The organism is Paenibacillus sp. UMB4589-SE434 (genome assembly GCF_030226685.1).
GTDB lineage: Bacteria > Bacillota > Bacilli > Paenibacillales > Paenibacillaceae > Paenibacillus_B.
The window spans coordinates 349,699-362,173 of sequence record NZ_JASOYK010000002.1; the positions used below are offsets into that span (position 1 = coordinate 349,699).

At 43.3% G+C, this 12,475-nt stretch carries 9 protein-coding genes; 8 read left to right on the forward strand and 1 reads right to left on the reverse strand.

From position 1 onward, the window contains the following. Positions 1-114: 114 nt before the first annotated feature. A complete protein-coding gene (locus tag QP775_RS11740; RefSeq protein WP_239328896.1) occupies positions 115-1,617 on the forward strand; it encodes a VanW family protein in 1,503 nt (500 codons plus the stop codon). A gap of 159 nt (positions 1,618-1,776) precedes the next feature. Here QP775_RS11740 and QP775_RS11745 read toward each other — a convergent pair whose 3' ends face one another. Continuing rightward, positions 1,777-2,658: a C40 family peptidase gene (locus QP775_RS11745; RefSeq protein WP_285106199.1), complete on the reverse strand. Its 882-nt coding sequence runs from the start codon at positions 2,656-2,658 to the stop codon at positions 1,777-1,779. Between the two features lie 396 nt (positions 2,659-3,054). Here QP775_RS11745 and QP775_RS11750 point away from each other — a divergent pair, with 396 nt between their 5' ends. The 7 genes from QP775_RS11750 (at position 3,055) to QP775_RS11780 (ending at position 12,442) form a co-directional block, all read left to right on the forward strand. Further along, entirely contained in the window at positions 3,055-3,522 is a 468-nt protein-coding gene (locus QP775_RS11750; protein WP_239328894.1) for an OsmC family protein, read from the forward strand. Positions 3,523-3,786: 264 nt separating this feature from the next. Next, positions 3,787-5,694 (forward strand): sensor histidine kinase, encoded by a 1,908-nt coding sequence (locus tag QP775_RS11755; RefSeq protein WP_239328893.1) that lies wholly within the window; start codon positions 3,787-3,789, stop codon positions 5,692-5,694. Between the two features lie 30 nt (positions 5,695-5,724). Continuing rightward, a complete protein-coding gene (locus QP775_RS11760) occupies positions 5,725-7,296 on the forward strand; it encodes a response regulator transcription factor (RefSeq protein ID WP_239328892.1) in 1,572 nt (523 codons plus the stop codon). Positions 7,297-7,496: 200 nt separating this feature from the next. Next, the gene (locus tag QP775_RS11765) at positions 7,497-8,435 is read left to right on the forward strand and encodes an ABC transporter permease (RefSeq protein ID WP_239328891.1); all 939 of its coding nucleotides are present in this window, start codon (positions 7,497-7,499) and stop codon (positions 8,433-8,435) included. 17 nt (positions 8,436-8,452) lie between these two features. After that, positions 8,453-9,370 carry a carbohydrate ABC transporter permease gene (locus tag QP775_RS11770; protein ID WP_239328890.1) on the forward strand — a complete coding sequence of 306 codons (918 nt, stop codon included), beginning with the start codon at positions 8,453-8,455 and terminating at the stop codon, positions 9,368-9,370. A 99-nt stretch (positions 9,371-9,469) separates the two neighbouring features. Further along, positions 9,470-10,954, forward strand: coding sequence for an ABC transporter substrate-binding protein (locus tag QP775_RS11775; protein WP_285106203.1), 1,485 nt, complete (start codon positions 9,470-9,472; stop codon positions 10,952-10,954). Positions 10,955-11,158: 204 nt separating this feature from the next. Next, entirely contained in the window at positions 11,159-12,442 is a 1,284-nt protein-coding gene (locus QP775_RS11780) for a glycoside hydrolase family 125 protein (protein WP_239328888.1), read from the forward strand. Positions 12,443-12,475: the final 33 nt, after the last annotated feature.

The following is a 12,475-nucleotide window of genomic DNA, read 5'->3' on the forward strand; positions in this document are numbered from 1 at the left end:
AATGACCTTAATCTTGACACGATAAGGAAAGATAACCAATTCGGTAAACGCCTTGTAACCACATCAGCTCTATTTTTCGTTATAGTGATAACAGGAGGGGAGGTATGGCATTCCATGCTTGATGAAGAACAAGCGAACAAGAATGAATCTGTTGAGACCGATGAGGAGCAGACCAAGCCTCATATCGTGTCTTATTTACATCATATATGGAAGAAGTATACGATTTATATTTTATCAGCAGCGAGTATCCTATTGATCTTAGTTGTAAGCGGTGGATGGTTTATATGGAACACGATGAACGATACCATTCTTCCTGCCGGATACCGTGTGTTTGGCCTTGATGCAAAAGGGATGAAGCCCGAGCAATTGCGGGAACGGATGCAGCGGCGGATTCAATCTTGGGAACAAACGAAGATCGTGTTTATTCCAGATCGAACAGACGCTACACTGAACAACTTGGCCTCACATTCGCTTACATTAAAGGAGTTAGGCATCTCATTCAGCAGCGAGAAAGTGGAGCAGCAGCTTGAGGATTGGAGCAACGGAGGCTTGTGGAAGCGGCTGCAGTTGAAGGGCGAACTGCCCACTCAGAATGTTAGCGGTTCTATAACTGTAGATCAGGAACAGCTATGGCAGACGATGAGCCATACTTATGGCGAAGTGATTAATCGTAAGCCGAAGGATGCTGAAGTCAGGTATGATGCACCTTTGAATCCCAGTTATGTGAAGGAAAAGGATGGCATTGAGCTGGATGCTTTTCAATTAAAACAGCAGTTGACGGAGCAGGTATCCAAATATGTATTAAACAAACAGGAGCAAGCTAGATTGTTGATGCTGCGGATGCCGCTAATTACAGTACCTGCAAACGTTACGCTGAGTACATTACAGGCGCGCAAGCCGAATGCACTTCTCGCAGAATATACGACCCGAATCGCGGATAGCGGCAAGGGACATTATCATAACATTGAGGCGAGTGCTAAAGTATTGAATGGACTAGTTCTCCGTCCCGGTCAGCGTGTAAGGTATCAAGATATTGCGGATAAGACGGAGCAGAAATATGGGTTGCAGGAAGCCCCAGTCATTGAGAAGGGCAAACTCATAGAAGGCATTGGCGGTGGTTTGTGCCAGACGTCCACGACGATGTACAATGCGGCGCTGAAGAGTGGGCTTCAGATTGTGGAGCGTCAATCCCATTCGCTCCCAGTCGGCTATGTTCCCTTGGGGCTGGATGCGACGTATTCGGACAATGGCCCCGATCTTGTGGTGCGTAACAATACAGAAGGCGACGTCGTCTGGGTCAGTCGAGTGGAGGATCATAAGCTTACGATCCGGCTTTACGGACAGAAAGAGCCTGGCACGACGTATCAAATAGAAACGAGACTCGTGAAGGAAACGGAGCCTGCTTCAGTATATGAGTTCAAGGACGTTACAAAAGAAAAGCAAACCCATGTCTTACAAAAGGGACGTGCTGGTTATGTCCTTGAAACCTATCGAATTAAATTGGTTAACGGGATTGCGGTTGCGAGAGAGAAGCTGCACAACTCTGTCTATCGCTCGCAGCCAACGCATTATACGATGGAGAAGACGCAATTTGCTCATACACCAACAACGCCGTAGCTGAGGGCTACGGCGTTGTTTATAGGGTAAGATATTCGGGTAACGATTCATAGTGGAATCATACGATGTCATGTTGCGGGTAGGATGTGTGGATTTTCATGATGATGACCGAATAGAACTGGCTGACAAAGATCAGTCCATCAGTCCTTCTTCTAATTACTAAGCACGCTTGGCGCCAACGTATGTTTTCTGCGCCCAACTGGAACCCATGCTGGATACTTTGACACTTCGAGCAGAACCCGAATTTGCTTCAATGAACTTATTGTCGCCGACATAGATTCCAACGTGAGTGATCCGACTTCCTCCAGAAGAGAAGAAGACAAGATCTCCTTTTTGTGGATTCTTCATCAATGTGCCTAATGATTTATAAATATCATGCGCCGTGCGTGGTAATGCTGTGCCATTCTTGCGGAATACGTAATTAACGAATCCAGAACAATCGAAACCGTTAGGTGAAGTACCGCCCCATACATAAGGTACACCGAGATAGCTGTATGCTGAATTTAGGATTTTATTCGTTTTAGTAGTAGGCGCCACTGAACTTGTTGTAACTTCAGGCACCTCCTTGTAACGACTTACAGATGGAAGGGACTTCGTTAAAGAAGAGTCCCACTTATATTGCAGATTCATCTGATCAATTAGAAAACGAAACGGAATATACGTATTGTTCTGGTAAGACCACGGTCCATCTCCCATTTGGACAGCTTGTCCATCCACTAATACTTGGCTGTCGCCGGTACGAAAGCGAAGCTTCTTACTGCCGTCGGTAATCGTAATCTCCAAGTGATCCTCATCTATAGTAGACCATTCCAGGTCATAATTCATTTGATCCGCAAATGCACGAAGGGGAACATAAAGGTTCTCCCCGCCTTCCAGAATTGGAACTGTTCCAGAAAACTGAACCGTATTATTATTGATTGTCATCGAAATATTTTTTGCGCTTGTATCCGCATAAGCTTTTGTGCCGAGCGCGCCGTCTGACAAGAGCATGCATCCAAAAACAGCGCTCGCAATAAGAGCAGCTCGTACTGCAACCTTCAAAACATCGCCTCCTAATAGTTGTCTGCCATCTGTGTTATGTAGTGTGCGACGTTCTGTCGACATACACGATCCTACCATATCAATGGTAAATCTACCAATAGTCTGGGAGAACCATTTATGACAGAATTGTAATTTATAAAAATTATCTTACAAAGTTGTAACCTTGTCAAAGGATTAGGCATAGGAAATGTATTCCTTCAGCTGTTCTAGGATGAGGACGATACGTATTTCGCGCCGATATAAGACAGATTTGTGAACAGAGTCACTATCCTTATGGATAAGGGCCTGTTTTACGTTTGTTTCCTTGGTGCGATGGGTAATAAGCCTTGATAGTGGCGCTTAAACTATCTGAACACTGGAAATCGTTATAATCGATGAACAGGGAGGCATATTGCCATGCAAGTATCACTTAGAAGAGTCAAGCTTGATCAGCATCTGGGAGTGGCGCATACACACAGTATCATGATCGATCAAAGAACGGTCAGCGAAGATGATGATGCTGGATTTCGTCCTTCAGAACTATGGATGCTAGGACTTGCTTCCTGTCTAGGGCGCTCCATTCAACAATACGCAGATAAACAGGGATGGACCATTCAGCATCTTGGTATTGAAGTAGAGGATGCTTTGGATGAATACAATCATATTCAGCAACTGACCTTTTATTTACGTACAGAAGGTATTGCCTATGCTGCGCGTGTTGAGATGTTTCAAGCCGTCCGGTATGGCAGCAAGCTGCTGCGTACCGTCAGTTCAGAGATTAACATTCGATTTGTAGATCAGACTTCTTCACCGCAGGTGCCGCGTCAGCATCAAGATAGGATAGGGGAAAATGTGAGCAAGGATAAAGAGCTTTACCTTGTGTAGGTTGGCATATTATTAAGGCGTATTAATATTGTATGATGGGTTCTTCAATAGAAGAGGGGAACTCGCATAATTGGGATATACTAGGGAGAGGCAGACCGATATCGTTTCGGCACCTGCCTCTTTTATATGTAAGGAGCACTGTATTCATAATATAAGGTAAAATAAGGAATGTAATATTATCGAGGTTGCGAACCTATACGAAGATATAGATTACGTTTACAATAGAAAAGGTATCTGAATGCAGTAAATGAAAGGAAAAGGATCATGTTCAGACATTTCTATCAAAGGTACTTCAAGCGCAAACTATTTAATAAGCTTATTGTTATTTATTCTTTAATTGCGGTTGTATCGCTAGTGACCTTGTCAGTGTTTGCTTATCAATTTTATGCGCGTAAAGATATCAACACGGCAGTCATGGAACAACAGCGTACAGTTGATACCATTAATCGTTACTTCGATCAGAAGAGTGAGATCATGCAAGCCATGATGCAGCAGTTGTACCAGGATAATACACTGATTGAAGATACGATCTATTTACTGGAGCACAGCTATGAGAATTATTTGAAATTTCGTCTAGACGCATATAGCAAGAGTAACAGTTTTTATACAAGGGATTTCAGGGATTTTTATGCCAACCAATTTTTGAAAGATTCCGACATCCGCAACATCATATTGTATAGTCAAAAACAGCATTTTGCTTATATGTTTAGTGGTAAAGGGGATCCGAAGTTGTATGAGTGGAAAGGGCCTGGTCAGGAGACACCTGAATTTATCGTTGACAGGTACGTGGGAATTGGAAAGTCTCCAATTAAACAGCCAAACACCTTAACCGATACCCCGAGCAATGTGTTTGATTTGAGAGGGTATGCTACTGTAGAGGAAAGCATAAGTAATAACAAGATAAGTGATACAGGTGGGGTAGCGGTAACCTCTGAACGCACATTTGTAACGATCAATAACCGTATAAATAACAAAGAGACACTTATGACCGCCGGTGAGATTAGTATCGATTTTAATACGAGCGGTATTGAGCGTAACATCGACTACGAGCAGCGGGAAGCTCAATACGCGGTGATGAATGGTGATGGCCAGATGATCTACTATTCAAAGACGTGGGACATGAAGCGTTTTGAACAGAACGCCGGCAAAGTATTTGCTAAAGACCGCAACAATTCTGAACCCATTAAGCTTGATGGGTATGGTACAACATATGTAAACATGTCTCAAATGAACAAGTTGGGCTTGACGGTGATCGCCTTGCTTCCGCAAGAGAGTATTACCTCTCATCTGTCAGGGCTGCGTAACACCATCATGTTTGTGACAGCGCTTATCATTATTGCGGTTGTGTCCTTGACCTATTTTTCTGTCATCCATCTTTCCCGCCGGACACAGTCCATTGTCATGGCAATGAAGAAAGTACAGGATGGCAATCTGGAAACGAGGATACCTGTCAACCAAGAAGATGAGTTGGGACTTATCGCTCAGAGCTTTAACCGGATGTGTGAGGACTTAAAGCAGTACATTAATCGTTTTTACAAGTCAGAGCTGAAACAGAAGCATGCTGAGTTGATTGCGCTGCAAGCACAAATCAAGCCGCATTTTCTGTATAATACACTTGAAGTTATTCGGATGCGGGCTGTGTCTAAGGGAGCACACGATGTAGGGGACATGATATACAATTTGGCCTCTATTTTCAGACACATGGTCAAGGACAAAACGATGATTTTACTGTATGAAGAAATTGAAAATAGTAAGCGTTATCTGGAACTAACACGTTTGCGATACCGAGATAAGCTGCAATACACCATTCGGATGGATGAACATCTGGGCGGCTACAATATTATGAAGTTATCTGTTCAGCCTATCATTGAAAACTATTTGGTACATGGCCTTGGTCTGGAAAGGACGGACAACCACATACTGATTGAGGCGGTAAAAGCAGACAATTGTCTCGTCATCTCCGTGTCAGACAACGGGAAAGGCATACCGCCTGAACGCTTGCAGCAGATTCAAAACGATCTGAATCATCCTGAATTAACCGATCATGGTTCTTTAGGATTAAAAAATGTGCATGATCGTCTTAAAATATTATATGGAGAACAAGCAGGCTTGACCATTGACAGCGTCGTGAATTCGGGCACTGTCGTTACGCTGCGCGTACCGCTTCAATAAGACTGATGTCGGAGGCGGAAGGCACCAACGATGGGGGGATACGATATGTATGATGTGTTTCTAGTGGATGATGAACCGTTCATTATAGAGGGATTGCAGTCTATTCTAGAGTGGAATGATTATGGTCTTACCATTGTCGGACAAGCCGAAAATGGGGAAGAAGCGTGGAAGCAGCTTCAGGAGAGGCCCGTGGATCTGGTTGTTACAGATATTATGATGCCGAAGATGACGGGTCTTCAATTAATCGAGAAGGTAAAGGGATTGCATCCACAGACCAGATTTATAATATTGAGTGGTTACAATGAGTTTGTATACGTTAAGGAAGGCATCAAGCTCGGTGTTGAAAATTATTTGCTAAAGCCGATCAATTTGGAGGAATTCTGCTCTACGTTGGAAACGACAGTACAGAAACTGGATCAGACGCTTTCGCATAAGCAAGCGGAGCAGCATAATCGTGACATTTTGCGCGATAATGTCCTTTATCGCTGGATAAGAGACCAGATTCATTTGGAAGAGCTGCAGCAGCGGGCAGAATTGCTTGGCATCCGCTTTGTCCATCCTTATTATTGGACGATCCTGATTCGAACGGAAAGCGATAACGGCTTGGAATTGGATATGGATCTCAAGCAGCAGGAGAAGCTGGCTAAGGGTGCGCAAGCGTTTGTAAAAGAGTTCGCCGAGGGGTATTGTATTCGGGAATGGGACGGCGAGATCGCCTTAGTCATAGGTCTAAATCAGCTTGCTGACAAGACTTTGATTGCAGAACGATTAATTCTCTGGAAGTTGGATATGGAGAAACAGCACGATACAGCGCTGCAGGTGACAACTGGCAGCGTCCAATCGGGTTATGCACTGGCATCCGTCAGCTACTCCCATGCCAAACAGGTCCAGCCTTACCATCTGGTTAAAGATGAGGATAGCATCATTGATTATGAAGAAACGTTAAATTACCGTTCTTCACGTCCTTCTTCGGTGCAGCCGGACATTAATCCGTATGTGAAGCTGTTATACGCGAAGGACAAAGAAGGCATTCATCGGCTGCTGGATGACGACTTTGAACGTTTGCGCGTGGTTGAAGGCGCTGAGCCGCGCGACATTCGCAACTTTGCGGTAGAGCTGCTCATTGCATGGAAGCAGTCGATAAATGATGAAGCCTTGCACGCATCCGAGGGGGAGCAGGATTGGTTTGATGCTGTATACCGGATTCAGTCCATTCAGGCACTGAAGGAGCATCTAGAGCAAGCAGCTGTGAAGCTGATAGACCTGCTTAATCAGCCGCAGGATATGTCACCGGTCGTTAAACAGGTGCTTCAGCATATCGATGACCGTTATGCGGAAGAATTATCGCTCAAGACGTTAAGCCAGGTGTACAATATTAACCCGGTTTATTTGGGCCAACTGTTCCAGAAAGAAGTGCAGTGCACGTTTTCGGATTATTTGAATAAGACCCGTATCAAGATGGCTAAGCAAATGTTGATTGAAACCAATTATCGGATGACCGACATTGCTGAAAAGGTAGGATATTGGGACAAAAGTTATTTCTATAAGCAATTTAAGAAGTACGTCGGCATATCTCCCAAGGAATACCGGGAAATACATTAACAGGGTATAATTTTCCGTTAGTTGTCCAATATAGTAAAGGGCTTCCATGGTCTGCATCTACCAAATGCACCGTGTGTAAGCCCTTTCTTTATTTTGTACACCAAATCTAAAGTTTATTGACTGTTGAAAGCGATTTATTTCGGATACTCTAAGAGTACACCAAGCAAACAATTGCAAACAAAGCAACGGGGGATGATCGGATGCAAACCATCAAGAACATCTTAAGGAACATCAACCAAAACCGAATCTTCTTGATTATGGTTCTGCCAGGGGCATTATGGTTTTTGTTCTTCTCTTACCTTCCGATGTTCGGTACTGTTATCGCTTTCAAGGACTACCGCTTTAGCCGTGACGGCTTCTTGGCGAGTCTCCAGCAGAGCGAGTGGGTAGGATTTAAGAACTTTGAATATTTATTCAGCACGAATGACGCTTATGTCATTACAAGGAACACGATCTTGTACAACGTTGTGTTTATCGTGCTAGGCCTGATCTTTGCTGTAGGGATGGCCATTATCTTAAGTGAGATCGTTAACAAACGACTTGCAAAAGTGTATCAAACCGGGATGTTCTTACCTTACTTCTTGTCCTGGGTAATCGTCGGTTACTTCACATTCAGCTTCTTGAGCGTGGATAAAGGCGTTATGAACCAGGTACTTACTTGGATGGGCAAAGATCCGGTGTCATGGTATTCGGATACGACTTACTGGCCTTACATTCTCGTCTTCCTGAACATGTGGAAGGGTATCGGTTACTCCAGCGTTGTCTACTTGGCGGCGATCGTTGGTATCGATAAAACGTACTACGAAGCAGCAATGATTGACGGCGCTAACAAATGGCAGCAGATTCGCAACATTACACTTCCATTTATCACACCGTTGATTACGATTCTGACGCTGCTGGCAATCGGCCGTATCTTCTATGCGGACTTTGGTCTCTTCTACCAAATTCCACGTGATTCTGGACCGTTGTACGCGGTTACCAACGTTATCGACACTTATGTATATCGCGGTTTGAAAGCAACTGGCGAGATTTCAATGAGTACGGCGGCTGGTTTGTATCAATCGCTTGTAGGATTCGTTCTCGTTATGACATCGAACTGGATTGTACGCAAATTCAACAAAGACAACGCGTTGTTCTAAATTAGGGGGGACTGACCTTGCGCACAAAAAAACATCGCGACGCTCACCATCTCTCACCAGGGTTGAATGTACTGTTTAATATCATAGCAGGTGGCTTTGCACTCCTGTGTGTGTTTCCATTCATCTTTGTTATTATCATCTCGCTGACAAGCGAAGCATCGCTGAATAAGAATGGTTACGCCTTCTGGCCTGAAGAATGGAGCTTCGCCGCTTATGAATACATCTTCAAAGCTGGCGACCAATTGCTTCGATCATATGGCGTTACCATCATGATTACAATTGTAGGTACACTAATCAGTTTGATCGTTATTGCTCTATATGCCTATGCAATATCTCGTAAGAACTTTACGTATCGGAATTTCTTCTCCTTTATCGCGTTCTTTACGATGTTGTTTAATGGCGGTCTTGTTCCAACCTACATGGTTGTTACACAAGTACTGCACTTAAAAGACACGGTATGGGCTTTGATATTGCCGTTGATCATGAATGCGTTCTATGTCCTCATCCTGAGAACGTTTTATAACACAACGGTGCCAGATGCTATTATCGAATCAGCTAAGATTGACGGTGCAGGCGAGCTTCGAGCTTTCTTTACCATTGTTCTTCCGATCTCGCTGCCAGGTATTGCAACGATTGGATTGTTTGCAACACTCGGCTTCTGGAATGACTGGTTTAATGCCTTGCTGTATATCGACAATCCAGCGCTCGTACCGCTTCAATCCATGTTAATGCGGATCGAAAACAGTATGCAGTTCTTGCTTAGCAATGCACAACTCAGTACTTCGGGCCAATCGCTTGAACTGTTACGTACACTGCCGCAGGAAGCTACACGAATGGCACTCGTTGTGTTGGCCACCGTGCCAATTGCATGTGCATATCCGTTCTTCCAACGTTATTTCGTACAAGGTTTAACGATTGGTGCTGTAAAAGAATAATTGTTATGGTTATAGCCGGCAGGCTGTCTAATGAAGGCAGCCTCCGGAAATAATAAATCATCAACAGCATGCTCATTTTACAAAAGGGGATGAAACAAAATGGCAAAAGCAAAAAAATGGCTTATGATGACTTTTTGCCTCGTTATGGTCGCTTCACTCGTTCTTACTGGATGCGGAGGCAACAAAAATGAAGCAGGATCTGGTGCGGAAGTAGGTACACCGGAAAAACCGGTTGAACTGATTTGGTACTCAATAGGTACTCCGCAAAAAGACGTAGACAAAGTTATGGAAAAAGTCAGCGAGTACACAAAAGAAAAAATTGGTGTTACGATCAAAATGAAAATGTTCGACTGGGGTGATTACAACCAAAAGATGGGCGTAATCGCTGCTTCTGGTGAACCTTATGATATCGCTTTCACGTCATCTTGGGCATTCGACTATGTATCCAACTCTAAAAAAGGCGCTTTCTATCAAATGGATGAGCTGTTGGATAAATATGGCCAAGACATTAAGAAACTTGTGCATCCATCTTTCCTTGAAGGAGCTAAAGTGGAGGGTAAAACCTTTGCCATTCCAGTTAATAAAGAGCTTCCAGCACAAAAAGTATTCCGTTTTAACAAAAAATTTGTCGACAAGTACAATCTTGACATTAACAGCGTAAAAACATTACAAGATCTTGAGCCATTGCTTGAAAAAGTAAAAGCTGGTGAACCAGGTTTGTACCCACTCTCAGCTGATAAACAATTTAAGTTTGGCGTACCTTATGATTTGGTAAATGAAAACTTGCCACTTGGTGTTTCTTTATCTGATACTCAAGATTTAAAGATCGTTAATGTTCTTGAACAACCAGATATGATGAAGAGTTTTGAGACAATGCACGATTATTATAAAAAAGGTTATGTAAAGAAAGATGCAGCTACAGCGCAAAATGGCGATGAGATGAAAACAGGTAAATGGCTTGTTGACATGCCTGATACACAACCATTTGCTGACAATCAATGGTCCCAAACATTGGGTTACCCAGTTGTCTCTGTACCTTACACAGAACCATATGTTTACAACTGGTCTGTAACAGGTTCCATGCATGCGATTTCTGCTAATTCCAAATACCCTGAGCAAGCAATGAAATTCCTTAACTTGCTTAACTCTGACAAATACCTCCGCAATCTAGTTAACAACGGTATTGAAGGAGAGCATTACAAACGTATCGATGATTCAACTGTTGAATACTTGCCAGCAAAAACTGAAGGCTACGATTTGCCTGGATTTACATTAGGTAACTTCTTTATTCTAGACAAGTTGCCTACTGACCCGAAAGACAAGTGGGAGCAATTTGCTAAATTTAATGATGCTGCAAAAAATGCCCCATTACTCGGATTCTACTTTAATGCAGATAACGTAAAAACAGAGCTTGCTGCTCTGCAAAACGTTAAAGAAGAGTTCTTTGCATCCTTATATACTGGTTCTGTTGATCCTAAGGTTTACATTTCTAAAGCAGTTGAGAAATTCAAAGCTGCTGGTCTTGATAAAGTTCAAGCTGAAATGCAAACACAATTGGATGCTTGGAAAGCAACCAAGAAATAATTAGCAGGCTAGCATAACGGCATTCATTTCACCTTTGCAGATTTGACAACAGGAATGAACAATATGCCAAAAGCGAAATGAATATCCCGTGCAATCAGGTGGAGCATTCGCTTCACCTGATTGTGTTTCATTTTCAAGAGTAGAAATGAGCATATACTCTAATAGATTAATATTGATATGGTTAGAGATAAGGAGAGAGCCGACATGGAACGTCTACCCCAAGCCGTGCTTCGTGTGATGGAAGAAGCCAATACGAAATTGTCTGATAATCCGAAATTAAAGCAATTGTTCCTTAATTGCTTCCCTAATACGCTGCAAACGACTACAAAGCTGCATGATGATGATACTTCTTACGTATTTACTGGTGATATTCCAGCAATGTGGCTGCGCGATTCCAGTGCACAAGTACGTCAATACTTGCCGCTTGCAAAAGATGATGCTGATATTCGCCGTATCATTGCAGGATTGGTACGCAAGCAAATGAAATACATCCAAATCGACCCTTATGCAAATGCGTTTAATGAAACGCCTGTTGCACTAGATGAGATTCATCACCGTGATAACACGGAGCTGAATGGTTGGGTATGGGAACGCAAATATGAGATTGATTCGCTTTGTTATCCGATCCAACTGGCTTACTTGTATTGGAAGACAACAGGTGATACGTCTCTCTTCACAGGTGAATTCAAGACGGTTGCGACGATCATTATGAATCTGTGGACGACGGAGCAGCATCACTTTGAACAGTCTCCTTACCGTTTCAGCCGGATGGACTGCCGCAAGACAGATACACTCAAAAATAACGGCATGGGTATGCCGGTTAACTACACAGGCATGACATGGTCTGCATTCCGTCCTAGTGATGATGCATGTACGTTTGGATATTTGATTCCAGCAAACATGTTTGCCGTTGTCATACTGCGCTACCTCGAAGAAATTGCAACTGAGATTTATGAGGATGGTCCATTTGCGGATAAAGCACGTCGTCTGAAGGATGAGATTGAGGAAGGCATTCAAACTTATGGTATCTTCCACCACCCGAAATACGGCAAAATATATGCATACGAGACAGATGGTTTCGGCAATTACAACCTGATGGACGATGCTAACGTGCCGAGCTTGCTCGCGATTCCTTATTTGGGCTATACAACAGCGGATGATCCGATTTATCAAAATACACGCCGCTTTATTCTGAGCGAAGACAATCCTTATTATTTCAGTGGAGAGCAGGCACAAGGAATCGGAAGCCCGCATACTCCTGATCGCCATATCTGGCATATTGCTTTGTCTATGCAAGGCTTGACGGCAGATAAGCAGGATGAGGTTGAAGGATTGATCAAGCTGCTGACAACAACTGACGCTGATACAGGATATATGCATGAAGGTTTCCATGCGGATGATGCCAAAGTATTTACACGCGAATGGTTTGCATGGTCCAACAGCTTGTTTTCAGAATTGATTTACCGCACATACTGGTTGAACAACTAATTCGATTGATATAGGTTTCATGAGCAGAAGGGA

Coding starts and splice junctions, on each gene's coding strand:
- QP775_RS11755 (WP_239328893.1), top strand. CDS start 3,787: ATGTTCAGACATTTCTATCAAAGGTACTTCAAGCGCAAACTATTTAAT.
- QP775_RS11780 (WP_239328888.1), top strand. CDS start 11,159: ATGGAACGTCTACCCCAAGCCGTGCTTCGTGTGATGGAAGAAGCCAAT.
- QP775_RS11750 (WP_239328894.1), top strand. CDS start 3,055: ATGCAAGTATCACTTAGAAGAGTCAAGCTTGATCAGCATCTGGGAGTG.
- QP775_RS11765 (WP_239328891.1), top strand. CDS start 7,497: ATGCAAACCATCAAGAACATCTTAAGGAACATCAACCAAAACCGAATC.
- QP775_RS11775 (WP_285106203.1), top strand. CDS start 9,470: ATGGCAAAAGCAAAAAAATGGCTTATGATGACTTTTTGCCTCGTTATG.
- QP775_RS11760 (WP_239328892.1), top strand. CDS start 5,725: ATGGGGGGATACGATATGTATGATGTGTTTCTAGTGGATGATGAACCG.
- QP775_RS11740 (WP_239328896.1), top strand. CDS start 115: ATGCTTGATGAAGAACAAGCGAACAAGAATGAATCTGTTGAGACCGAT.